This is a genomic window from Candidatus Margulisiibacteriota bacterium (genome assembly GCA_003242895.1).
GTDB lineage: Bacteria > Margulisbacteria > Riflemargulisbacteria > GWF2-39-127 > GWF2-39-127 > GWF2-39-127.
Genome location: QKMY01000059.1, coordinates 16638 through 42860, shown reverse-complemented (window position 1 = coordinate 42860; position 26223 = coordinate 16638). Strand labels below are relative to the sequence as shown.

At 38.8% G+C, this 26223-nt stretch carries 24 protein-coding genes; 10 read left to right on the top strand and 14 right to left on the bottom strand.

Annotation, left to right across the window (positions count from 1 at the left end):
- Position 1: 1 nt before the first annotated feature.
- Positions 2-1240: a hypothetical protein gene (locus DKM50_10935; protein ID PZM78642.1), complete on the bottom strand. Its 1239-nt coding sequence runs from the start codon at positions 1238-1240 to the stop codon at positions 2-4.
- A gap of 339 nt (positions 1241-1579) precedes the next feature.
- On the opposite strand from DKM50_10935, the gene DKM50_10930 reads away from it, so the two are divergent.
- The 7 genes from DKM50_10930 (at position 1580) to DKM50_10900 (ending at position 10080) form a co-directional block, all read left to right on the top strand.
- Positions 1580-4483 (top strand): hypothetical protein, encoded by a 2904-nt coding sequence (locus tag DKM50_10930; GenBank protein ID PZM78641.1) that lies wholly within the window; start codon positions 1580-1582, stop codon positions 4481-4483.
- A gap of 65 nt (positions 4484-4548) precedes the next feature.
- Positions 4549-4887, top strand: coding sequence for a hypothetical protein (locus DKM50_10925; protein PZM78640.1), 339 nt, complete (start codon positions 4549-4551; stop codon positions 4885-4887).
- Between the two features lie 71 nt (positions 4888-4958).
- Positions 4959-6716, top strand: a complete 1758-nt coding sequence (locus DKM50_10920; protein PZM78639.1) for a type II secretion system protein GspE — start codon at positions 4959-4961, stop codon at positions 6714-6716.
- 14 nt (positions 6717-6730) lie between these two features.
- A complete protein-coding gene (locus tag DKM50_10915; protein ID PZM78638.1) occupies positions 6731-7894 on the top strand; it encodes a hypothetical protein in 1164 nt (387 codons plus the stop codon).
- A gap of 33 nt (positions 7895-7927) precedes the next feature.
- The gene (locus DKM50_10910) at positions 7928-8338 is read left to right on the top strand and encodes a hypothetical protein (protein PZM78637.1); all 411 of its coding nucleotides are present in this window, start codon (positions 7928-7930) and stop codon (positions 8336-8338) included.
- A gap of 15 nt (positions 8339-8353) precedes the next feature.
- Positions 8354-8935 (top strand): hypothetical protein, encoded by a 582-nt coding sequence (locus tag DKM50_10905; GenBank protein ID PZM78636.1) that lies wholly within the window; start codon positions 8354-8356, stop codon positions 8933-8935.
- Entirely contained in the window at positions 8932-10080 is a 1149-nt protein-coding gene (locus DKM50_10900) for a hypothetical protein (protein ID PZM78635.1), read from the top strand. The genes DKM50_10905 and DKM50_10900 overlap by 4 nt, the downstream gene beginning before the upstream one ends.
- 187 nt (positions 10081-10267) lie before the next feature.
- Here the strand turns inward: DKM50_10900 and DKM50_10895 are convergent, their stop codons facing one another.
- The 4 genes from DKM50_10895 to DKM50_10880 form a co-directional block, all read right to left on the bottom strand.
- On the bottom strand, positions 10268-11506 hold the full coding sequence (locus tag DKM50_10895; GenBank protein PZM78634.1) for a hypothetical protein: 1239 nt from the start codon (positions 11504-11506) through the stop codon (positions 10268-10270).
- A 437-nt stretch (positions 11507-11943) separates the two neighbouring features.
- Positions 11944-13320: a DNA repair protein RadA gene (locus DKM50_10890; protein PZM78633.1), complete on the bottom strand. Its 1377-nt coding sequence runs from the start codon at positions 13318-13320 to the stop codon at positions 11944-11946.
- 6 nt (positions 13321-13326) lie between these two features.
- Positions 13327-15774, bottom strand: a complete 2448-nt coding sequence (locus DKM50_10885; protein ID PZM78632.1) for an ATP-dependent Clp protease ATP-binding subunit ClpC — start codon at positions 15772-15774, stop codon at positions 13327-13329.
- A 379-nt stretch (positions 15775-16153) separates the two neighbouring features.
- Positions 16154-17359, bottom strand: a complete 1206-nt coding sequence (locus DKM50_10880) for a glycosyl transferase family 1 (GenBank protein PZM78631.1) — start codon at positions 17357-17359, stop codon at positions 16154-16156.
- Between the two features lie 171 nt (positions 17360-17530).
- On the opposite strand from DKM50_10880, the gene DKM50_10875 reads away from it, so the two are divergent.
- Positions 17531-18613 (top strand): hypothetical protein, encoded by a 1083-nt coding sequence (locus tag DKM50_10875; GenBank protein ID PZM78630.1) that lies wholly within the window; start codon positions 17531-17533, stop codon positions 18611-18613.
- A 4-nt stretch (positions 18614-18617) separates the two neighbouring features.
- Here DKM50_10875 and DKM50_10870 read toward each other — a convergent pair whose 3' ends face one another.
- Complete coding sequence (locus DKM50_10870) at positions 18618-19166, bottom strand: manganese efflux pump MntP (protein PZM78629.1); 549 nt, start codon at positions 19164-19166, stop codon at positions 18618-18620.
- A 243-nt stretch (positions 19167-19409) separates the two neighbouring features.
- Between DKM50_10870 and DKM50_10865 the strand changes: the two genes are divergently transcribed.
- Positions 19410-19985, top strand: a complete 576-nt coding sequence (locus DKM50_10865) for a hypothetical protein (protein ID PZM78628.1) — start codon at positions 19410-19412, stop codon at positions 19983-19985.
- A gap of 39 nt (positions 19986-20024) precedes the next feature.
- On the top strand, positions 20025-20978 hold the full coding sequence (locus DKM50_10860; protein ID PZM78627.1) for a hypothetical protein: 954 nt from the start codon (positions 20025-20027) through the stop codon (positions 20976-20978).
- A 122-nt stretch (positions 20979-21100) separates the two neighbouring features.
- Here the strand turns inward: DKM50_10860 and DKM50_10855 are convergent, their stop codons facing one another.
- The 8 genes from DKM50_10855 to DKM50_10820 all read right to left on the bottom strand — a co-directional run bounded on the left by DKM50_10855 (position 21101) and on the right by DKM50_10820 (position 26211).
- A complete protein-coding gene (locus DKM50_10855; GenBank protein PZM78626.1) occupies positions 21101-21586 on the bottom strand; it encodes a hypothetical protein in 486 nt (161 codons plus the stop codon).
- A 213-nt stretch (positions 21587-21799) separates the two neighbouring features.
- A complete protein-coding gene (locus DKM50_10850) occupies positions 21800-22435 on the bottom strand; it encodes a hypothetical protein (GenBank protein ID PZM78669.1) in 636 nt (211 codons plus the stop codon).
- 327 nt (positions 22436-22762) lie between these two features.
- A complete protein-coding gene (locus tag DKM50_10845) occupies positions 22763-24010 on the bottom strand; it encodes a replication-associated recombination protein A (GenBank protein ID PZM78625.1) in 1248 nt (415 codons plus the stop codon).
- Positions 24011-24076: 66 nt separating this feature from the next.
- The gene (locus tag DKM50_10840; GenBank protein PZM78624.1) at positions 24077-24364 is read right to left on the bottom strand and encodes a YggU family protein; all 288 of its coding nucleotides are present in this window, start codon (positions 24362-24364) and stop codon (positions 24077-24079) included.
- On the bottom strand, positions 24364-24654 hold the full coding sequence (locus tag DKM50_10835; GenBank protein ID PZM78623.1) for a hypothetical protein: 291 nt from the start codon (positions 24652-24654) through the stop codon (positions 24364-24366). Before DKM50_10835 ends, DKM50_10840 begins: the two co-directional genes overlap by 1 nt.
- Positions 24655-24672: 18 nt before the next feature.
- Positions 24673-24936 carry a YggT family protein gene (locus tag DKM50_10830; GenBank protein ID PZM78622.1) on the bottom strand — a complete coding sequence of 88 codons (264 nt, stop codon included), beginning with the start codon at positions 24934-24936 and terminating at the stop codon, positions 24673-24675.
- A gap of 13 nt (positions 24937-24949) precedes the next feature.
- Complete coding sequence (proC, locus tag DKM50_10825; protein ID PZM78621.1) at positions 24950-25765, bottom strand: pyrroline-5-carboxylate reductase; 816 nt, start codon at positions 25763-25765, stop codon at positions 24950-24952.
- Positions 25765-26211 (bottom strand): hypothetical protein, encoded by a 447-nt coding sequence (locus tag DKM50_10820; GenBank protein ID PZM78620.1) that lies wholly within the window; start codon positions 26209-26211, stop codon positions 25765-25767. Before DKM50_10820 ends, proC begins: the two co-directional genes overlap by 1 nt.
- Between the last annotated feature and the right edge of the window lie 12 nt (positions 26212-26223).

Below are 26223 nucleotides of genomic sequence, written 5' to 3'. Positions count from 1 at the left end.
ACTATGTGTTATAAATAGTTGGAAGTTTAATTATAAAAGTGGTTCCTTTTCCCACTTCACTTTTTACATCGATGAACCCTTTGTGCCTTTCTATAATCCCATAAGAAATCGAAAGGCCAAGCCCTGCACCTTCTGAAATATCTTTAGTAGTAAAAAATGCCTCAAATATTTTATCAATATGCTCCGGGGCAATTCCCTTACCGTTATCTGAAACTTGTATCTCGATATACTTATTATTTTCAACTGAACGGCATCGTATTGCTAACTGTCCGCCCTTATCCATGGCATAAAGTGCATTAATAATGAGATTAAGAAATACTTGAATTAATTGATTTGAAGACCCTTTGATATTAGGCAAAGCTTCTTGAACCTCCGTAACCAATAAAATGTTGTCATCTTTTAATTTTGGCTCAGCAAGAGACAATACTTTATTAATTACCTCTGTCATATCAATCTCGACAAAATTATCTTTTGTTTTTCTAGAAAAATCAACAAAATTATTAACCAGGCTATTAAGATGGTCAAGCGCCAGCTTGATACCATCCAGAGCGGCATTGAGCCGATAATTGTTAAGTGAAGTTACTTGCCTTGCAATTACTGCAAGAAATCCATTGATAGCTGTCAATGGATTTTTAATTTCATGGGCCAGTCCTGCAACTAACTCACCCATAATAGCTAACTTTTCTTTTTGTGCCAGTTGCTCCTGGGCATCAAGCAATTTTTGATTTAAAGTTGTGAGCATCGACTCCGTTTCGGCACCATGCTCATCTATACTTTCTTTTTCGAAATCAAATATTTTTTTTACTAAAATTGCATTAATTTCTTTTAAATAGCGATTTTCTTCATTTTTATCTATTGTGATTGTATTGCCTTTCAGATAATTATCCACAGAATCATTTAACTGGTTAGCGAATATAGTTTCTTCAATATATCCGGAGCACCCCATGGCAAGAACTGTCCTCTTTTCAGTCTCAGTACCCTTTGGAGTAACTGCAACAATGGGCACATCTTTATAATCGGTTAAAGCTATCGAAAAACAACTCACGGCCTTAAAATCTAAAGGGAAAGAATCTATTTTAACTAAAATCAAATCTGGTTTAGAAAAAACAGCTTTATGTTGAAATAGATAATTATATGACTGTTTTTCCGTACGGTACTGCGCAGGATCAAGTGCGTCAGTCACTAGAACCTTATCGGAATTATTTCTCTGAATATATAAGATCTTTTTTTTATTTTTCATTACTTATCAAGAGATTAATGCTTATTAAGTCGTTTACATATTATCATGCGTGACTATTGAGCGTAAAGATTTTTAATTTACTATAAGGCTGACAATTAACCACAATACTGCGTTATTTATTAAAAATCAACAAAAATCAAACATCTTGTGTTTATAATAACATTTACAAACACACTATAAAAACAATACGCTATTTTTTGCAAGGTTTATTTGTCTAATAGCAGAGCCCCATGCTAAAATGATGATAAGCTATTGGGTTTTAATTGCTAGTTGTCAATAAAAAGCAAGAAACCGGCAAATCACAGTCACATCATGACTGCTACCTAACAGGATGACAATATGATTACCCCAAAGAAAATATTAGCGTTTATTATCTTACTCTTCACTGTCACCGCACTCTTCTCATTTCTTCTAATTCCGTTCCCGTTTTATCTGCGCCTGAGTATTACAATAGTTTGTTTATTAATTGTAATCATGCTTATTACCTTATTATTCTTTCGGGATTACCTTTTAGCCAGAAGAAGTCAGGATAAAAGGATTCGGGTAAAGCTAGAGAATACAACACAGGGGTTGCTCGAAAAAATATCATCGACCCTTGAATTAAGGTCGTTACTCTTCTCAATCATCACAGTAATTACCAATAACCTCAAGCTCAGCGGTGCATCAATCTTCTTGTTAGACAAAGACTATAATTATTATATTCTCAAAGAAAGCTTCAAATCAAAAAACAATACTGACCAGAAAGTTATCCCGATTTCCCATTCGCTTATCGTTTACCTTACCACCCACAAAGCTGTCATCGTAAACAGCGAGCTACGACATGTCATCAAAAGCAGTTCGAGCAAAAACAACTCCATAGTAGATATTTTGGATTACTACCTGGCAGCTTTTTGCGTCCCGGTTTTTTTTGAAAATGAATTGATCGCTATAATTTTCCTTGGACATCGAGCAACTAAAGAAAGATTACAGCATCTCGAAAACGAATTCCTGAAATCACTCGTTACTATCCTGGGAAAACCGATCCACAATGCAATAACTCATTATGAGACATTAAAAAAAGTAGATGAGCTAAACTCTCTTTATGAAGTCGGCAAAGTTATCAGCTCGTCCTTTGAGCTTAATAAAACAATCAATCTCATAGCAACGAACGCTTCTATATTATTAAAGTCTCCCAAACTATTAATACGACTGAGAAATGACCTTCAAAAACCATTTGAAGCAAAGAAAATCGTTGGACTAAAAGACGATCAAATCGAATACTTATTGAGAAACCAAGAGATCACCAGCCTCCTTACGTCAAAGCTTGTAAAAGAAAAAATATCGATCCTCATTGAAGACGCTGCAAATTCGCCGTTCTTTACCGAAGAATATGCAGAAAACTTAGGCATCAGCTCCGTTATGGTCATACCTCTTTTTGACAACGACTTAAACGTTATGGGCGAACTCAGATTAATGAGGAACCATAATCAGCAAAAATTCAATCAAAGTGAACTGATCATCGCTTCAAATCTGGCAAACAATGTCACTATCGCACTTCAAAATGCCCGAATCTACTCGGAACTTTCGAGTGTATACAATATCGGACAAATTATTAACTCTATCTTCGACTTCAACAAACTTCAAGAAAAAATTATCTCGATCCTGGAAAAAGAATTTAGTTTTAAACGCATCTTGTTATTTGTTTACGACAAAAAAAGCAACAAATTAATTGCGTCACAAGGAAAAGGCTGGGAAAGAAAAATATATCAGGAGCTGGAAATTCATTTATATAAAAGCATTATTGGACGGTCAATTATCGAGAACAGGGTAATTCATGTTGAAAACGCGCCGAAAGATCCCCGGGTTTCCCCGCAAATAGCTTCGTTCTTAAACTTAAAAAGCTTTATTTGCATCCCGCTCATTACACCGGGAAAAACTGTAGGCGGGATTATCGCCGATTATGAGCATGACCCGATCCAGCACTATCAAATAAATATGTCACTGCTCCTTAATATCGCGAATCTCTCGTCAATGGCGCTCGCAAACTGCCTCCTCTACTATGAATCAGGGAAATTAAACGAATCATTAAAAAAAGAACAGTCAAAAACCAATAAAGAGCTGCAAATTGCCCGGCATATTCAACAAGGGCTTCTCTCCACAAAAATTCCTGATATACAAAAAATGATTATATCAACGAAAAATATCCCTTGCCGTTCAGTCGGAGGAGACTTCTTTAATTTTATCCCTGATAATAATAATAAGCTTGGGTTTGTCATCGGCGACGTTTCCGGGAAAGGGGTTCCCGCAGCACTTATTATGACTCTAGCCAGCGGAATATTCTCGGAAGTCGGGTATTATAGCAATTCGCCTCAGCAAACCCTCATTAAAGCAAACAACTCACTTAGGGAATATCTGAAAGAAATCCCGGTTTTCTACGTCACGGCTTTTTATGGTATATTTGATTTCAACAACAACTTATTTACCTACTCAAAAGCCGGACATAACCCGCCCATATACCTTGACAGAAAAAAACACGCCGTATCATTTCTGGATACTGAAGGTTCGTACCTCGGGACCTTTGAAGACGGGGGGTTCATGGAAAAAAGCATCCCGCTCCAGCCAGGGGACAAGCTCATATTTTATACTGACGGGATAACCGAAGCTCGTAACGCCCATCGAGAGATTTTTGGTAGGGATAACCTTAGTAAGCTGGCCCTTAAGTATTCTAACCTGAGCCCTGACGACCTTATTAAAAAAGTCCTTGAAGAAATCAATAAATACACCCAAAATGCGGAGCAAAACGATGACCTGATACTTGTAGTATGCGAGATCAACAATACTCCCGGAGAACAAGAAGCACTCCAAACGGAAAGCTATTCCTGTGAAATTCAAAGTTCGACACAATATACTAAACAGATAGTTAATAGTATACTTACTAGTGCAGCCCCCTGTATAAAAAACAAACAGCAGAAGTTCCATTTAAGGCTCGCTATCACTGAAGCACTTCTCAACGCAATTGAACATGGCAATAAAAATGATATAACTAAAATAGTACAAATAAACTATCTCATTAACAAAAAGAAGATTACCGTTGAGATAGCCGATCAGGGGACCGGCTTTAAACCGGAAAATGTAGTAATTCCGGAAAACAGCACGGAAAGTAAAGGGCGCGGACGAGGACTTCTGGCTATTAAAGCCTGTATGGATGAAATTGCTTTTAATACGACAGGAAACATGATTACGCTGACAAAATATTTTATTTAAAAAGCTTTCATTATTGGTTTTTGCACTATAATAACTAATATCGAAAGTACCGAGGTGAGTAACAGATGGAAAAAATTAATATGAAAGATACCGGCAAAGTTACGATTATATCGATTATTGGTGATATAGAATTTGATGATGCCCTGGAAATAAACGAAACTATCCGTTCGATTATTGAAAAAGGCCAAATCAACCTTGTCTTCAACTTAAAAGATTGCAGCTACATCGATAGTTCTGGCCTGGGAGCATTGGTCGAAGCATTAAAAGAATGCCAAAGAAAAAACGGCGATTTGCGTTTGGCCCACTTAAATAATGATTTCAAAGATGTCCTTACGATGACAAGGACTATCAAGTATTTCCAAATTTATAACGACGAAAAAAGTGCGTTTGAAAGTTTTATTTAATATAACAAGGCTATTTTAGTGCGGGGCATATACCATTCGATATTTTTTAATTTTTTGAGTAGAATAATAATATGGATAAACTAAAAAAGCCACTTGGCCAAACCCTTATTGAAGAAAACCTTATTTCCGAGGAAGATTTTCATCTCGTTCTCGAAGAGCAAAAAAAGTCTTCGGAACGACTCTGCCGGATACTTATTAGCCTGGGGCTCATCGATGAGTTGAAGCTCGCTACCTTCTTATCAAAATATTTAGACATTCCGCTTATCAATATCAATAACCAGAAAATCGACGCAAAAGTTACCCAGCTCATCCCTGCCGATGTCGCCAGAAAATATATTCTTATCCCTCTATTTAATGTTATGGATACGCTAACTGTTGCCATGGTTGATCCGCTCGATTACCAGGCGATAGAAAAGCTGGAATTCGTATCGAAAAAACGAATAGAACCTGTCGTAGCTACTATCTCCGATATTAACTCCATGCTCGATAAATTCTACGGGACCCATAGTTCCATCAAAAAAATAATCAGTACACTCCAGGAAGAAAACATCGGTCCGATCATAATTGAGTCGATTGCTCAAAAAGCGTTTCAAGCTTCTGATTCTTCAGGTCCGATCAATAAGCTGCTCCACTTAATCATCTCATATGCTATCCGGGAAAAGGCCAGTGACATCCACCTAGAGCCGACAGAAATCGATTTTCAGATACGGTTCAGAATCGATGGCGTGCTTATGAAAGTGCTATCACTTCCCAAACATGTAGGCGCAGCAGTTACATCCAGTATCAAAATCCTTGCCAAAATGGATATTGCGGAAAAAAGAGTACCTCTCGATGGAGGGTTCCAGGTAAAAGTCGAAAACACGATTGTAGATTTGCGCGTTTCCAGCTTCCCTATCAGCGAAGGAGAAAAAATCGCCGTTCGTATATTAAACAAATCAAATATGATCCTCAATTTGGATGAACTGGGAATTAATATGGATACCATGAAAAAAATCCTCCCCCTTATTAACAAATCCCATGGAATATTGCTGGTAACCGGCCCAACCGGCAGCGGAAAGACTTCTTCACTCTATTCTATCCTTAACCGGATTAAAACCATCGAAAAAAATATTGTAACCATAGAAGATCCCATAGAATATCGCTTAGATATGATTAATCAAACGCAAGTTAACCCTAAAGCAGGATTAACATTCTCCAAAGGGTTAAGAGCGATACTCAGACAAGATCCTGATATCATTCTGGTCGGTGAGATCAGAGATTTCGAAACTGCGGAAATCGCGTTCCAGGCTGCCTTAACCGGACATCTGGTGCTCACAACCCTCCATACGAATGACGCGGCATCTTCTATTACCAGGTTGATTGACATGGGGGTGGAACCATTCCTTGTTGCCTCCAGTATTGTCGGCGTAATTGCCCAGAGACTTGTAAGAAAAATATGCCCCCTATGCAAAAAAGAATATTTCCCATCCAGCGAAGAGCTACAATGGTCAGGAATTTCTTTCGAGGACCGCACAGAGCAAAAAGGGATTTTTTCTATTACTCTGGGAGAAAAAAGCGCGACACCGATTAAGAACAAAAATCTAAGGTTTTTCAACGGGGTCGGATGTAAAGAATGTAAAAATTCCGGGTATTCAGGAAGAATGGGAATTTTTGAGTTGATGATCCCGACAGAAAGGATCAAACAAGCAATTCTAAAACAGGGAATATCTTCCTCAGAAATAAAAGCCATCGCAGCCGAAGAGGGAATGCAATCCTTACAAGAAGACGGGATCAATAAAGTTATCGAACATAAAACAACTATAGCTGAGGTTCTGCGAGTCGCGCGCTGATAAATAGGCTCGGGATGAAGCGTAGCCAACGCAGCTGGCACTTACGACTAAACCATTTTAACATAATAAGGACAACCCATATGGATTTTGAACAATATCTCACCAGACAGCGCACTGCCATCCAGAAAAACAAATACTCAAAAATAAAAATCAACGAATTATTCGTCTTTGCCAGACAATTTCATACTCTCTTAAAAGCTGGCATCCCCTTATTTAGAAGTATCGAAATTATTATATCCCAAACCCAAAATAAGCACTTAAAATACGTATGTTTGATTATCAAATCGGAATTATTAGAAGGCTCCTCACTCTCCGACGCAATGAAATTATTTCCTCACATTTTCCCGAACTTCTTTATTTCTTTAATTTCTGTAGGAGAAACGAGGGGTAACATTGATGAATCCTTTAATCGAATGGCAACGTACCTCGATAAAAAACGTGAACTGCAAAACAAGATCGTCAACGCACTTATTTATCCTGTTATTTTAATAGCGACCGGATTGGTTGTCATCACACTTTTGATATCTTTTGTACTTCCTAAATTCGTAAGCATTTTTATACAAAACGAAACACCGTTACCGTTCATTACCCAAATTACCCTGGGCATAAGCGCTTTCATAACGTCACATTACATTATTATACTTGCCTGCATCATGGCATCCGTTGCGGGCATTGGAATTAACTATAATACCCCGAAGGGACGGCTTCAATTTGACCAGATCATTATTAAGCTCCCAGTTATCGGCCCAATTGTATACAATATTGCCATCATAAGATTCGCAAGGACCCTCGGCATTCTCTATGGCAGTGGGATTGCCCTCATAACCTCGATAGAAATGGCCAGGGATATTATGGGAAACCTTTATCTCGGCGGATTCATCAACCAGGCAATTAAAAGTGTAAAGGAAGGCAAAGGAGTTGCAGGAACGTTAAATGACAGCGGACAGTTTCCTCCGATACTTGTCGAAATGATAGGGACAGGAGAAGAAACAGGAACTCTCGACACTTTGGCAGTCGAGGCGGCAGACTTTCTGGATAATGAAACTGAGTATATTATCAGACGGCAGATTGCTTATATTGAACCGATAGCACTTATCTTCATCGGTGGACTCATCGTAATAATCGCGGCATCGCTGCTACTGCCTATTTTCAGACTAGCCTCATCAATCCATCATTAGAAGTATGTTCAAAAAATATAAAAAAGAACCCAAGTGGAAACAATAATATTTATGAAAAATAATCGGACCAGTGGATTTTCTATGTTAGAGGTAATTATTACGATTGCGTTACTTTCTATAATCATTACCCCTTTATATTCTTTCTTCATCGCAATCGGAAACTACGAGCAAAGTCTCAATGACCAGAACAACGCCTATCTAATCGCAGCTAGCCTGCTTGAAAAAGTGTCAGACTCCCCGTTTGACAAAATCGGTATTATGCCAGAAAAAGATACAAGAATAAATCAAGTATTCACCTCGACTACACTAATCCATTACATTGATAAAAAAACGATGCAGTTTTCTTCAGAAATTTCCCCCTTTAAACAAGCAACAGTTAAAGTTGCCTGGAGATCATCAGTTGCAACAGAAAATGTTGTATTATCAAAAATAATAACCCGATGAGCAGTAAAGGATAATATGAGTAGAAAGAAAAACGGTTTCACGATAATTGAATTGATGATAGCGCTTTTTATTATTTCTATCGCTAGCGCGGTCCTCTTTGCCTCGTTAAAGTTCTTTTTAAACCGATGGGAAGAATCGTACACGGTAGTTTCCAGAGAAGACCAACTCAATAATACAACCGCACTGATGTATGATGATATAAACAATGCTTCGTCAATTATTACCTGTAATCACCAGACCCTGTTCATACAACTCGAAAGAAGCGCATTCATTACTACTCCGGATATATTAATTGAAAGCAGAAATGAATTGGTTTCTACCGCAAGTTACTATCTTTACACCTCACTGCATGCATCCCGGAACCACGGAAAGGTAACAAAATTAATGAGATATGAAGGCGTTTTCAATCTCGACAGAGATTATGGCAAGGGCACAGTCCTGCTCTATAATATTGCCCCATACCCGCAATCTTCACTCACATATTCGCCCACGACTAATATAGTCAATTATTCAATCTTTATCAACGAAAAATCGATCTCCCTTAATAGTACCGGTGCCGTACAACCAAGGAATATAAGAAAGCTAGAGCAACAATGAGCCGTTCAATGCTAGTACCGAAAAATGATAACAAAGGGTTTATCCTGCCGCTGACCCTGCTGATTGTTGGCATCATCAGTATCATCGGGATGTCCTTATGGTACTTGAATTATTATTCCTCAAAAGCTGCTTCTCTCAATAATGATGAACTCATCGCTTCATTTGCCATCGATAGCGCAATTGCCCGCCTTAAATATACAATAAATAATAATAACCCACAAGAATTAGACATCTCGGAGACCTTTCCATCAGCGAACTTCGGAAGGCCAGTTATGTATACGGCACATATAAAACCCGTAGAACGTGGACTTCCTTGTGAACGTACTATTAGCCTTAATATCTTCTTCATAGAAAAAGCTGGGCCCCAGCTTATCAAACGTGTCCTTGTAAAAGGCCAGGTTGTTACTTCATTATCACCACATCAGTTTCAGTATGCCCTCCACGCCGGAACAATTAACTCACTCGATTATAATATTTCTTCACTCAATATCCGAGGCAATATGTTCTGTAAAAACCCTTTAATATTTAAAAACAATCCCCCAGAAGTAATAATTGGCGAAGTGCTCTCAATGAAAGAAATTACGGCAACCAACGCTCCGTCATCAAGCAAACAATCTTATGCGAGCATAAAAGTGGACGAGCCCTCTTGGAAATTATTTGATCCTCTCTATACAACAACCTTAACCGGCGATCAAGAGTTAAAAGATATCGATTTTAACAACCTAGGGCCACTAGTAAAAATTAACGGAGACCTTACCCTAAAAGGCAAACAGATTTCTGTTTATGGACACGGAACTATCATTGTTACCGGAAGGGTCCATATCAATGGAGATCTCATCACTTCACAAACAAATCATACGAATTCGATAGCACTCATGTCTCTTCAGGATATAATAATCGGAGAAAATTCGCACATCATTCATGCCATGCTTTACAGCGCAAATGATATCACATGGTCGCATCCGCACGCTTATCAGCTCGTTGGATGCGCGGTGGCTTCAAATAATATTACGATCGCAGAAGGCAGTAAGCTCACAATACGTTACGATAACCGGTTCTATACTCCTGTGAATTGCTATAATGAGAATAACAGCGACTTATTCATGCCGGTGCCGTTTGTTCCTATGGTCTATTCGATACGTTAAGACGGAATTTTCCTGATAAAAACTCAAACTGAGGCTTCTCTAAATAACCCTCTATTCGAAAGCTGAATGTGGCAGGTTGAAAAATCGGAGATGCAAGTGACCACGTATTACGCCAGGTGAGTTACTAATAGCTAAAACCCCGCAGAAGCTTGCGGGGTTCAAGGTAATTACTTAATTATTTACTCGATTAAGGAACTAATTTGATATTATCGAGAGCTATGTTCGCAATACCATCTTTCTTCGTCGCATTCACAATAACCTGAAAATGGAGAAGTCCTGAATGACCGTCTTTTTGATCGAGGTTAAAAACATTATCTCCAACAGTTTTGTTAAGATCCTGAAATTTGTAAAAAGGTATGTTCACTAACTTCCAGCCCGTCCAGGTAACAGGAACTTTGGCAACCCATTTGTCATCATAGATCGGATTAAAATTCTTGTCCTGGTCCATCTGTGGACTACCTTTATCATCATCATACATCTCTACCTGAACAAGACCGCTGTCTTTACCAGTACCAAATATCATCATTTGCACTTTTTTATACACAGAGGCATCAATAGCCAGATATTTCCCAAACCCACCAATATACCATTCATTTGTTTTCCCGGTTATTTTAAGTATGCCTTTTCCCGTGTTTGAGGTCATTGGATCATCGCTATCGTCAGAATCAACTTTCAAATTCAGCGCTCCAAAAGTCCACCAAGATTCCTTCTTTTCAAAATTATTAAGCAAAGAACCATCTTCGAAATCATCTACTACCAATTGCTTGGATTTATTCTCTTCATCAATGAATTTGATATTATCAAGTCCCAAATTAATTCCCCCGCCCTTGATAGTCGGCAAGAATATAACCTGAATCCTCAATAGCTTATCCGGATTCAACCCATTAGTTCCAACTTTGGGATTTTTATCCTTGAACTCAACAAGAGGTATCGTAATTAACCGCCAGCCTTCCCAGGTAATTTCCTGCTCATATTCGAACTGATCATCATTTAAGGCCACATATTTATCATCTTGTTCTAGCTTGCCGCTCTTATCATCATCATCATAGATTTGAACAGTAAACTTTCCAGCATTTTTTCCATTTCCGTATACTAAAACTTGAATAGCCGAATAATCAGATATATCTTTTTTTAAATCCCGGCCTATACCGCCAATATACCAATCATTATTACTTGTTTTTCCTTGAATATGTAAATACGATTTCCCTGCCGCTGTAGAAAACTTGTTAGTGGTAGTCTTACTGACTGGCTTAATGGTAGGATTGCCTCCGTCAAAAGCAAACCAGCCTGGAACTTTTGCATTATCAAAGGCAAAATCCATATCATTAAAATCATCTATCACGTAAAATGTCTCCGCAAGAATAAGAGATGGGACAAAAACAACTATACTCATCAGCATCAGCATCTTTTTTATCAAACTCATCATTTTGATTGATCCTTTCCTAACTTAATATTTTATTAAAAAACACTATACTCTTCAGCTAAACTATCGTTACATTAGTACTATATAAAAATAATATATAAAATGCAAGGTTAAATTACCAAATTAAAAATAATAAAACAGGAAAAAAGACCAAATAATTTTATAAAATTGCCCATTTTATTAGAAAAATATTACCTCTAAAAAGAATAATGTTAATTCCCTGTGGATAAGCACCCAAAAAATGTGGAAAACTACAAATATACTGTGAGTATCTAGCCAACACCAACAACAGCAAGAAAAAAAATGATATTGACAAACATCCGACATTGCAAAATACACAAGTTATCAACAAAATATCTGTTTTATCCACAGGAAGTGCAAGATTATCGCGATGATTTAAGAAAAAAGTATCCGGGAACATAAGCAGCTCACGCTGCCCATCAATTGGAGAGGGCTATAGACTGCTCTAAATTTGAAATAACTTCAGAAAGCGTTGCGCATTCAATAATTCGCAGAGAAGAGGCATTGGGGATTTTATTTTTTTGCTTAGGCACAATAGCGGAAGTTATTCCTAACTTATCGACTTCCTGTAGCCGCGCGTCCAGATAAGCAATATTTCTGAGTTCTCCTGCAAGACCAAGCTCTCCGGCTAATATCAGGTCTTTGGGCAATGAGACATTCTTAAAGCTGGAATAGATTGCGCAAGCCACAGCGAGATCACATGCCGGATCGTCAATTTTAACGCCTCCGACTACCTTCACAATAACATCCTGATTCTGTAGCTTAAGCCCGATGCGCTTCTCAAGAACGGCAACGATAATGGACAGTTTTATTGAATCGATGCCCATAGTGGTCCGGCGAGGTATTCCGAACGGACAGTAGGATACCAGAGCTTGTATTTCGTGTAATATTGGCCTTGTCCCTTCCATCGCGGCGACAGTAATACTTCCAGGGAAAAATTCGTTATCTTCATTGGTAAGGAAATAATGGGAAGGATTCGAGACCGGCTTTAGTCCTGAACTATCCATTTCAAAAATACCAATCTCATTTGTTGACCCGAATCGGTTCTTGATAGCCCGGATAATGCGGAACCCTCTGGTAGCCTGGCCTTCGAAATATAGCACAGTATCAACCATATGTTCAATTATTTTAGGCCCGGCTATAACCCCTTCCTTATTAACATGACCGATAATAATAACCGGGATATTTCTGGTTTTAGCAAAGCTCACTATCTTAGCCGTATTCTCACGAAGCTGGCTTACACTTCCCGGCGGGGAATTAATATCTTCACAGGATAATGTCTGGATAGAATCAATAACAATGAGGTTGTAGACACTCTCTTTAACACTCGCAATAATATTGTCGGTATCAGTCTCACACAATATATCTAGGCCCCCGCTCCTGTTAACAGACAGCCGATCGCCTCGCATCTTTATCTGCTCATACGATTCCTCACCGGACACATAGAGCACGGAAAGGTTATTCATGGTTAAATTCGCACAAAGTTGCAGGCAGATCGTGGATTTTCCTATACCAGGGTCCCCACCTAAAAGGATAACACTTCCTTTGACAATGCCACCGCCAACTACTCTGTCGAACTCATCAATATTTGTAGAAGTTCTTTGCAGCGGGGAGATTTCGATGCTCTCCAAAGACTGGATCCTGTTACGCTCAACATTCATGGAAGCAAGTTTTGGATTACTTTGAACTATCTCTTCGATAATACTGTTCCACGTTCCACATTCAGAACAACGTCCAACCCAACGAGGAAAAACAGATCCACATTCCTGGCATATAAATTGAACATTTTTTTTCATTAAAAACTATTTCTTCACTTTAACTTTTTTTTCTTTTTTTACATTGAAGGTTATCTTGCCATCAAGGCCAGTTGCTTCAACTATTTCATTCTCTTTAATCTGGTTAGAGAGAAGCATATCCGCCATAGGATCTTCAATTAATTCCTGAATCGTTCGTCTCAAAGGCCGAGCTCCATGATGAGGATCGTAACCTTTATCCGAAAGAACATCTTTCGCTTTTTCATCAAGCTCCAGGATCAACTTCTTAGCCTGGATCCTTTTTCTGAGGTCACCCAGCATAACATCAACAATCTGTTTAATATCTTCCTTCGAAAGTGACCTGAAAATGACAGTATCATCAATCCTGTTAAGAAATTCCGGTCTGAATTCTCGTCTTAATTCATCTTGAATTCGCTCTTTCATCTTCTGATAATCGGCATCGTCTTTGTTACCGCTTTGTTTAAATCCAAAGCTGGTAGATTTTTCAATAAATTTAGCACCGACATTTGAGGTCATAATGATTACAGTATTTTTAAAATTTACGGCCCTCCCGGTGGAATCAGTAAGCCGTCCATCTTCTAATACCTGAAGCAAAAGATTAACAACTTCAGGGCTAGCTTTCTCAACCTCATCAAAAAGAACAATAGAATAAGGCTTTCTTCGTATAGGCTCGGTTAACTGCCCGCCTTCATCATACCCTACATATCCCGGAGGAGAACCGATTAATCGCGAAGTTGTATGCTTCTCAGTGTATTCTGACATATCAATACGAACGATAGCATCTTCACTCCCAAACATAAACCCAGCAAGGACTTTGGCAAGTTCACTCTTCCCTACACCCGATGGTCCAAGGAACAGAAACGAACCAGTCGGCCTCTTTGGATCTTTGAGTCCGGCTTTTGCTCTTCTTACTGCTTTCGCAAGTGCGGTTATCGCCTTATCCTGGCCAATAATACGTTCTTTGATTTTAACTTCCATTCCAAGAAGTCGGGACGTTTCTTCTTCCGTCAATTGCACAACCGGAACACCAGTCCATACTGAGACGATCTCGGCAACATTTTCGGCAGTAACAATTCTTTCCGCAATATTTGATTTCGTCTGCGTCGGCATTCGCTTAATACTTTCACGAATAAGATTCTCTTCATCACGTAATACCGAAGCCATTTCAAAATTCTGCTTTCTTATTGCCGTCTGTTTTTTAGCATTAATTGACTCCAGCTTCGAATGAAGCTCCTTAAGCTCTTGAGGAAGGTCAGAAGAAAGCAACATGACCTTTGAAGCTGCTTCGTCAATCAAATCAACCGCTTTATCAGGCAATTGGCGATCTGTAATATATCGCATTGATAAATTAACTGCTGCCTCTAAGGCTTCATCAGATATTTCAACCTTATGGTAATCTTCATATCTTTTCCTGATACCTCTTAGTATCTCTAAAGTTTGATCTGCAGTTGGCGCCTCTACCATAACAGACTGGAATCTTCTTTCCAGCGCTGCATCACCTTCTATCGACTTCCTGTATTCGTTCAATGTAGTTGCACCTATACATTGCAACTCACCACGAGACAGAGCCGGCTTCAATATATTGGCAGCATCCAGACTTCCTTCCGTACTTCCGGTACCAATAATTGTATGGAGTTCATCAATAAAAAGTATGATGTTCCCAGCTTTAGAGATTTCAGCCATTATCTTTTTGATGCGCTCTTCGAATTCACCTCGATATTTTGTGCCGGCAACCAGCAATCCCAAATCCAGGGCAATAACTCGTTTTCCCTTGAGCGTCGGAGGAATTTTTCCCTCAATAATCTTCTGGGCCAATCCTTCAACAATAGCTGTTTTACCAACACCTGCTTCGCCGGTCAAAACAGGGTTATTTTTTGTCCTTCTGCTGAGTATCTGGATTATTCTTTCAATCTCACGCTCTCTTCCGATAACCGGATCGAGCTTCGCCTTTTCTGCAAACCAGGTAAGATCGCGGCCAAAAGCATCCAGGGTTGGTGTATCGGTTTTCTTTTTAGGAACCTCTGGGTTTTCAACTTTTTCACCAAGCAGCCTAAAGATAACTTCCCTGGTAGTTGAAGCAGAAATCCCTAATTCATGCATAACTTTTGCGGCAATACCGGTCTGCTCACGTAATAGTGCAAGAAAAACATGCTCGACACTCACATAACTATGCCCAAGTTGTCGAGCTTCATCCCAGGAATATCCAAGAACTTGCTTGACCTGAGGCGTAAATGGGATATTTTCGGGCTGATCAGTCTCTTTCCCATACTCAATTTTTTCTTCTATTTTAGAGCGGATTGTTTCCGGAGAAATACCCAATTCTGACAAAAATTGAATAACCACATTATCACCCTGCTCAAGAATACCGAGTAATATATGCTCAGTTCCAACACTATTGTGACGGAATTGCTTGGCTTCTTCCTGCGCAAGCATAATTGCGTGAATCGCTTTTTGTGTAAATCTTGAAAACATCAAATAACCCTTCTTTTTTTATGTTAGTATACTAAATATTATGAATTAAAGAGATTAATTCATACCTACTATACACTATTTACAGTTGAGATTCAACTGCTTTAAGCGCATCAAACATCTTTATTTTTTCCTTTAGCTATCTGCTTAATTTCAATATTGCAGTTGCTTCTATCTAGTTCATAATACTATAAATACCTTATCTTCTAATTGAACCATCGCACACACAAAGCAGGCACTTCCATCATTAAATTGTTATATAAATATCCTTAAATTAATCCTGAGTTCCCTATACTCATAATTGTATTTATATTATCCATATCTATCTATATTATACAGTAAACCCATTAAAGGCAAACTTAATCACCTAATTAACAGATTATCTTCATCGACTTTGCAGCATCTCGCTAAGCAGTTCCAAATAATCCGACAATAGGCGCGTCATTAAGAAATACTTTTTCACCGTCTCTTTCCCATTTGCAGCCATACTTGCTCCAACGTCCGGATTCTGGAGTATCTGGATTATCTTATTGGCAAAACCATCTATATCATTGGGGTACAAAAGAAACCCATTAACTCCGTCTGTGATTTGGACTGGGATACCTCCGATATTAGACGCGACAATCGGAGTTCCCTTCCACAATGCCTCCGTTACCGTAAGCCCAAAACCTTCTTTTAAAGATTTTTGTATAAGAACAGAAGAGATTCGTTGTAATACGTTAACAAGAATATTGTTCTCTATCGTTAAAAGGATAATATCCGGATCGTGCTGCGCTTTGGTCCTTACCCTTTCATATATTTCAATGCCTTCAGGATCATCCGAAGCCATGCTACCACATAATATCAAGCGGCAATCAATAGTCTCTTTTACCCGTTTATAGACATCGATAACCCCTTCCGGGTCCTTCCATTTATCAAATCTTGAAATCTGTGTAATAATTGGCTTATCCGTTGGTAGTGCATATTTTTTTATTGTATTTCCAATCTCTTCTTCACTCAGTTCTTTATTTTTAGAAGAAAGCGGATCGATAGCAGGATAAAGGATATGCTGGTCTATCGGGAGATCTTTTTGTTTATAAATCTCATTAGAAACAATAACTCGATCATATTGGATAATGTACCGCTTAAAAAAATCCCATAACTCCTGGTTAGGATGGGAGAGGTCAATATGACACCGCCACAACCACGGCTGATGTTTTTTAAAAAAGTCAATCAAGGCTAAAGGTTGCGGATCATGAACAATAACTAAATCATGCCCAAGGTGCGTAAACGAGGAAAAAAACTCATTTGTCCGGGTGTAAAGTTTTTTCTCTATTTCGTTAAGGCTAATACTTTCTCCCTGCAATCCATTATGAAAGGATTTGGTAATCTGAAAAAAATCCGGATTACCATGCAATACGCGCCATCCAGTGTCAATCCCGAGTTCATTCATCAGTGGGATCAGAGAGACCAGCATTTCCGCTACCCCGCCTCCCATATGAGTAGAGTTGATATGTACAATATGTTTCCCATTAAGCTTACGAGCTTTTTTGTACAGCAAGGCGATGACTTCATCTCCAACAATTTCTCTATATTGCTCAAGATATCCCATAATTACCCCCTTTTTACATTTCCTGTTGGTTCCTTCCTCCGATAACGTCCCATATCCCCATATTGCCTGCATTATACATAAGAAGTTATATTTTAAAAGTTTTTATTTGCAACGCATGAAGGACATCAGATATAATGAATTTCATTTACAAATTCAAAAGCGAGCCCTTCTATGACAGATAACAAACCTTATTTTTCGATAAAAAACCTATTTGACGGACCACAGTTACGAACAACCTTTGAAGCGCTATTACTGGAAAGGTATCCGCGATTACAGGAGTTAAAAAACTCTGAATTAGTGAGAAACAACTACACACGGTATGAACATACAAAAAAAACACTTCTAAGCTATCATCAACTTGTCCAAAACGATTATAAGAACTTCAACCATCTCGACGAATTAGCAGTGGAAAAAGGTGCACATCCCATTACAATAGACCAATTCACTACCTTACGAGAACTAACATTGGAATATACGCAGACACTACGTGACGAACATTATTTGTTTTTGATACTGCTTACCCATGATTATGGCACAATCTATGGTAACTCCCGGCACTTCATAAAAAGTGGCGAAATTTGCAGAAATGATTTTATAAATGACGGTTATTCTGACTACGAGACAAGGCTTGCCCAAATCATTAACAGCAATCACTCATATCTTGGAGATCTATTCTTAGGCGAGGCCTCTGTTAACTATGGCCTCGATCTTATTACCGAAATCGAGCATGACAACTATCCGGCCAAACGCTTCTGGGATTTACTAATCATCTTAACTACAATTGATATCCATAGTACAAAAGATGGCTTCCTGGGCAAAGAAAAAATTAATGCGCTCTTTTCAGTAAATGACAGGACCAAGCTAGGACAACTCAAAAACATATGGCAGCGGGAACGGTTCCGGCATTTAATTGGACAGCCTGATTTTTACCAAAGGCATCAGAACACGCTCCCTCCCGCAGTCGAAAAAATATATTTCCAGTATTTCTGGTATATAGCACAGGAGTTATCCGCACCAGAACTTGTAGAAATATTTTCAATTGCTGGCAACCTGCTTGAACTGAGTAATAAGGGGTTCCTCGAAACATTCAAATATATAACCTTTTCAGGAGATGGAATGAAAGAAATAACGCGTATCAAAGAAATGCTCACAGCCAGGACCGAGATAATTCTCATTAATAAACTAACCGGCAAAGTAGGAAATACTAATTTTTCAATTAGCAATGATGGCTATTTAGAGTTTTATTTAGGCTAAAATCTCAGCTAAAAAGCATTGTGACTCCGATAATAATGAGCACAACTCCACCGGCTATCTCTGCACCTTTTTCAAAGAAATGGCCAATTTTATTCCCAATATAAACTCCCGAAAGAGAAATAAAAAAAGTTATCGCGCCAATTACAATAGAAGCAAACATAATCGAACTATTTAAAAAAGCAAACGAAACGCCGACAGCTAGAGCGTCGATACTCGTGGCAATTGCAAGGATTAACAATGTTCCGGTTTTTAATGGATTCCCTTCGGTTTTTTCCAAGTCTGGCTTTGTAGCTTCGTATATCATTTTAAGCCCGATAACTGTAAGGCTAACAAAGGCAATCCAATGATCGATACTCACAATATAATCCCTCATTGAATACCCCATAAGCCATCCTGCCAATGGCATCAAAGCCTGAAAACCACCAAAAAAGAAAGCGATCTTCAACGCCTGGGTCAGCTTCAGCGGACGAATAACCAGTCCACTGTTGATTGAAACAGCAAACGCATCCATAGCAAGCCCGACAGCAATTATAAAAATTGTAAGAATATTCACGCGCGATCTCCTTAATTATACGTGCCGCCAATTCTGCCCATCTAGCAGTCAAAATTAAACATTAACCAATTCTATCATCAGAATTTCTTGACAACAATAGTATAGACGCACAGGCAGACAGAGAGCCTCACTCACTTGAAGTTTCAGTCAAAAACAAAAAAACCTATTGAAAAATACCCGGAATTTGAGTATAACCAATCAAAGACACAGTATAATACCCTTACAAAAAAGTGAGATTTGCAAATGAAATCGCGATTATTATTAATTATCTTAGGGTACCTCTTGATCGGGGCTACAGTATCCATTGCACAAGGAGGAGAGAAAATGGCAAACAACAAAAAGGTTCTAGTGGTCTATTATTCTAAAACCGGGAATACGGAGCGTGTAGCAAAAGATATTGCCTCCAGGCTTCACGCAGATATTGAAAAAATAACGGATAAGAAAAACAGGAGTGGATTTTTAAATTATTTCTTTGCCGCGAAGGACGCAAGTAAAAAAAGCCTGACAGAATTAGGTGAACTGCAAAAAAACCCGGTCAATTACGATCTCACCATTATCGGCACACCTATCTGGGCATGGAATATGGCCCCAGCAGTACGCGCCTATCTCACAAAAACCGGCAAACAACTCAAAAAAGTCGCATTCTTTACTACATCCGGAAACACAGACCCTAAAAAAGTTGTTGGCTACATGGAAGAAGTCTCCGGGAAAAAAGCAATTGCCCTGACCGGGTTTAATGCCAAAGAGTTAAAAGACAAAAAAATATATGACGAAAAAATCTCAGCATTCGTTACCGAAATTGTTAGGCAAAACAAATAGATCGGGGCTCTCTCCAAGCTATTAACAGAAAGGGTAGCTATGAAATATAGGGAATTTGGGTCCACAGGGTTGCAAGTTTCTGAAATCGCTTTTGGAGGTGCAAGTATCAGTGGTGAAGGTGGTGGATACGGATTCGGTGATATCTGTGAACAAGAAGCCATCGATTTACTAAAATGCTCATATGAGCAGGGAATTAATATTTATGACACGGCTCCGGTATACGGATATCGACTTTCGGAACAACGCATTGGAAAAGCCTTTAAGGGATTAACTGATAATATTATTATCGTGACCAAAGGTGGCGTAACCTGGAAGGATAATAAACGGATTTACCTGGACAATGAACCTGCCGTAATTGAAAAAATGCTGCATCAGTCATTACAGGATTTGGATCGGGAGTACATTGACCTTTATCTGGTCCATTATCCGGACCCGAAAGTAGATATTCGGCGGGTAATGGAAATTTTGTCAAAGAACAAACGTGAAGGTAAAATCAAATTTATTGGCCTATGCAATACCAATCTGGAAAACTATAAAAAGGCTTGTGAAGTAGAGAGCATAGAGGTTCTTCAGTCAGAATTTAATCTTTTCGCATCTTACCCTAAAGAAAACCTATTTGAACTGGTCAAACGTGACAATCTTGGGTTTATGAGTTGGGGAAGTTTGGATAAGGGAATACTTACGGGGCGAGTTAATAGAGAGAGGAAAAAATATGATAGCAGCGATTTTCGTTCGTGGGCACCTTGGTGGAAAGGCGAATCGTTTGAATTCAAACTCAACGTCCTGGATACAATAAAAAAGCATTTTGCCGCAACGGGCCATTCCTTACTAGATTTTGCGCTTGGCTATTTGTTGAATTATAAGGAAGTCAGTACGGCCATTTGTGGTTTTCGAAACAAAGATCAATTATCCACAATTATCCAGGCACTGGATCACGTACCAAATCAAAACCTAATACAAGAGTATACGGATATTCCAAAGCTATACAGCTAAGGGACATGCTTCATTGCACACACCTGTATCTTATCGCGAATATAGCAGTAACCCCGCTTAGCGCAGGGTTAACACTATAAATATTTGAAATACAAACTAGATCAATATCAGCACCACTGGTTTTAATCTTCATCAAGTGCATCAACAACAGTCTTCAGAATAAATAGCAGAAGCAAAAAACGTTCTTCCTTAATAAGGTTCTCATCAACGGAAGAGAGCAATTCATCTGCAATCAAATTCATTATTTCACTTTGATTATGCTCATTAAGAAGTAATTCAAGTTTATCCCAAAGCGTCTCTTCTGCTTCAACTTCAAGTGCCTCTAGCAGTTCGATATTCTTTTGTTCAATTTCATCCAAGCTGATTTCCTCAACTTGTTTAGCGGTAGTATTTTCCTTTGACATTATGAACCACACAACAACCGCAAAACTTAACAAAACTTCTTTCTCTTCCTGATCTAATAGTTCTTCACCAACATCAGTCAGGTATACCAAAATATCTGGCTGTGCTGCACTCATATCACTGACCAGAATTTCCTGTTCTTCCATAGACAACTGCTCTAATTCGCTCCATCTGGCTTGAATGTTTTCTACAGATATGGGATTCATATCTTTCTCCTTTTGAAATTATTAGCCTACCTGCAAACAAGCAGCCCGGAATACTAACCACCCTATTATAAATCACTATTTCAATTTTTTATAGTTATTGAAACGATCTTTTACGATAAACCCTCAAAACAAATATAATTCTTATTTATTTCACCAGTTGCTTCTTTTAAATTTTTCTACCCTATTATGAGTTTAGCTACTGCTCATATTAGCTCATTGAACAACTCCGCGGTTAGCTGTAGAAACTATATTAGCGCTGACCGCACCAGCTTTTGCTGCGGAGGATTTAACGACCTCTAACTTGACTTTGGTAATACCTTTACTGATGGTCAATCCGATTTTCTTAGCAGCTTCTATCGATAAATCAATAATTCTTCCTTTTACAAACGGGCCCCTGTCATTAATTTTTACTATTACAGTCTTTCCATAGTCTGATCCCTTTTGTAAGTTAGTCACCTTTACTTCTGTACCGAAGGGTAATTTTTTATGCGCGGCCGAAGCTGCATAGTTATTATGAAGTTCCCCGCTCGCGGTCCTTCTTCTATGAAACATTCCGGCATAAAGGGATGCATGCCCGACTTGCGAACCGAATTTGTTTTGATCCCAGTATAATTCTTCCTCTATTGCTTCCTTTAAGTCTTTTTCAATTCCTTTTGGCAAAACCTTTTGCGGCAAATCAAAATCAAAGGCAGCTGAAACATTGGCGGTCGCGTGGATATTCACATTTTCCGAAACCTCGCCCGCGGGAAGTCCGTAAGGCCCCGTTGGCAGTGAAATGCTATTTTTTACTGAGCTTGAACCGGTTGGATGCTGTATATTTTCAATTTTAGGAGTATCCGCGATTTTCATCGACTCAGCAACAACTCGCTTATCTCCTTGTTGTTGGTTTTTCTCTTCCAAAGCACAAAGGCCATTGTTGAGAAGAAGCATTAAAAAGCTGGAGGATATTATTATTGTGTTGAGTTTTTTCATTTTTAATTTTTCTTAGTTAAAAAAATTTAATAAAATAAATTACTCGAAAATAATAGCTTATAACAAATATTACGTCCTATAGTAACATAAGTTTGGCAAAAAACAAATTATTGCACCAAGAGCACATCACAACATCAAGATTTAAACATATAATCAAATATGCTAAATTCTAAAAACAAGAACAGAAACTCGCAGATATTCAGGTTATTTTGTTGGAAAATAGAACTTTTTGTTTATTGGTAAATAGCTTTGCTCGATCTTTTCTCCAGGGTGAGAAGGAGGATAGATATAATCTTTTCCATAGCCAAGGCTTTTGGCTCCAGGATAGTGGGCATCTCGCAAATGAGCAGGAACGCTAAGGTCCGGATTATTTGAGACCTCAGATATAGCTGCATCAATCGCACAATAAACAGCATTACTTTTTGGAGCTTTGGCTATATAGGTAGCTGCAAGTGCCAGCGGGATCCTGGCTTCAGGCAACCCGATCTGCTGGGCAGCAGTGAATGCCGAGGTCGCAATAACTAATGCCTGAGGATCTGCATCTCCGACATCTTCAGCAGCGCATACCATGATCCTGCGGGCAATGTAGACAGGATCTTCTCCGGCATAGATCATTTTAGCCATCCAGTAGAGAGTAGCATCAACATCAGAACCACGCATACTTTTCTGAAAAGCGGATATTACATCAAAATGTTCATTTTCATCGTAAACAACGGGCTTCTTATCAATAGATTCCATTGCTATTTCCATTGTTACCAGCCGCTTATCAGCAATAGTCGGCGTTGTTAATGTAGCCAGTTCTAACGCGTTCAGCGCTCTTCGAACATCTCCATTACTATAGTGAGCAAAATAAGAAAGCACCCCGTCAGCCACTTCCGGATTATATCGAGTAAGGACCACATCAACAGCCAATGCCCTCGTTAACACGATGCCGATGTCTTCAATAGATAGAGGCTGCAACTCAAAAATCTGCGATCTCGATACTAATGCCGGGATAACAGAGAAAAAAGGATTGTAGGTGGTAGCTCCGATAAGCCTGATAATCCCTTTCTCCACGTCCGGCAATAAGGCATCTTGCTGCGCCTTGTTAAACCGATGAATTTCATCGACAAAAAGAAGGGTTTTCTTATTATAAAGCTTCTGTGTTTCTTTAGCGGTTTCAATAACCTCTCGAATATCTTTCACACTTGAGGTCACGGCATTGAGCGTCCTGAAAGCCGACTTCGTGGAATGGGCAATAACATTGGCAAGTGAGGTCTTCCCAATGCCTGGTTTTCCAAATAGAATAACTGACTGGACCCTATCCGCTTCAATAAGCCTTCGCAGCAGCTTCCCCGGACTTAAAATATGCCCTTGCCCTACGAACTCGGATAGGCTCTTCGGTCTCATCCGCCACGCAAGCGGCGCTTCTTTCTCTAACAGTTGTTCCATTGAATGTGTAAACAGGTCCATGTTCATTATCCACGATGCAATTTTAGATTATGTCAAAAAACATAATACAGGGTTTGATATCAGGAATCAAGGAGAAACAATACAAGACTCCGCATACTTTTTATCTATTCCGGTTATTTTCACCGTTTTATTTTGAGATAATTCACCATGAATAATCTCGATCGATGATTTCGAAATCTTTAATATCTCCGAGAGAAAGGCGATAACCTCTTTATTGGCTTTCCCTCCTTCCGGAGCAGCATTGATCTTAATTTTAAGACGGTCATTATAAAAACCGGCAACTTCCCGTTTATGGGTTTTAGGCATAACACGCAGATTGAGGATTATATAAGAAGGATGCTCTTCAAGATACATTAAAAACCAAAAAACACGCGAAAAATGAGTGGCTCAATGAAAAAATACAAAATAAGCGCAACCACGATCGGAGAAAAATCTATTCCGGTAGTAGGAAAAATGCCCTGAAACGGACTCACGATAGGGTCGGTAATTGCATTAATAAATTTAACGAAAGGATTAGGTTCCTTATAATAGTTAGCTCGACTGCTATAGGATATCCAGGAAACAATGAATCGCAAAATTAGAACGAAATAGAGGATTCTAAGACCAGCTTTAACTATCATACCTATTGAAAATAAAACTGACATACAGGAACTCCCGAATACCTACCCAAGCAACCTCGCAAGCAACCCCAATATTAGATTTTGAACAAGCCCAAGAACTATGAACGCTATAATCGGAGAAAAATCTATTCCCATACTTGAAGAAGGCAGCAGTTTCCTGAAAGGTTCCAGAATCGGATCTGTTAGAGTGTACAAAAGTTGTACGATTGGATGACTAGGATTATGAGGGATCCAAGACAGGATAACCCTTGCAATTAGCAGATAATACAATGCTTGAAACACATAACTAACAATATTATATAACATATACTATCCTTTACTATCCTTTGTTCAACTCATCAGCTCTATTTTTCGCTGCTGTGACGGTCTTCTCTATCGTATCTTTCAAGATGCCGTCCTGCAAAATTTTTAATCCGGCAACCGTCGTTCCTCCTGGAGAGGATACCATGTTTATTAATTCTTTGGTAGTTTTTTTAGAGTTCTCAATCATTTTAGCCGCGCCAATCATTGTCTGGGTAATCAACAGAAGGCTTTCGTCATAACTCAGGTGATGATTAACTCCTGCCTGAGCAAAGCTTTCGACAATTTCATAAAAAAAGGCAGGGCCACTGCCACTAAGGGCAGTTATGCTATTTATCTTATCTTCACACGTTATCAATGTTTTTCCAACTGCCTTAAAAATTCCGTCAACAAAGGCAACATCATCTTCCGTTGAGATCTGATCAGGCGCAATTGCAGTCATGCCATATCCCAGGAGACATGGGGTATTCGGCATTGTCCGAATAACTTTGACATTCTTATTTATGGTATGCTTAATGTTATCTATAGTAATTCCGGCTGCAATACTAATAAATAACATATTTTCAAGAACATCGGACTTAATTGTGCGTAGGACAACGTCCATTTGTTGCGGCTTAATTGCCAAGATGATAACAGAAGCTCTCTTGCAGAGTTCTTGGTTATCCTGTACAGCCGTTACATTATAGGTATCACAGATAAAATTCTGTCTTTCTTGGGATGGGTCATAAAAAAGTATATTGCCAGGGGAAACAAATCGAGAAGCGATAATCCCGTTGATTATTGCTTCCGCCATTTTTCCCGCACCAATAAAACCAATTATTTTGTTATTGATCATTATCCGACGTTAGTTGCCTTAAGCAAAGGAGGTGTATTCACTTCCAGGCTTTCCTCATTAGAGTTATGCTCATCACCTTCAACGATAGCTATATTTTCAGGGGTAAAAAGAAAAATGTTTTCACCAATCTTTAACATATGCCCATTGATTGCATATGCGGTTCCACAAACAAAATCTACCAGGCGTTTACCGTTCTGGCTATCAACGTATTTCAGGCTTACGATTACCGGTTTATTTTCTCTCAAAAATGTTGATATTGTAAGGCAATCTTCGTATATTCTTGGTTCAACCACCCTCACTTCAGCTTGATTTGGTTGTTTTACTGAGTTTAGTTTTATCAAATTCGTCTTGGCTGGAAATCCAGTTTGAACCTTCTTCGTTTCCTGCTCTTCCGGACCAGACTCAAACCCTAAAAATATTTTTGCCTTATCCATAAATTCACTCATTCTTCGTACTCC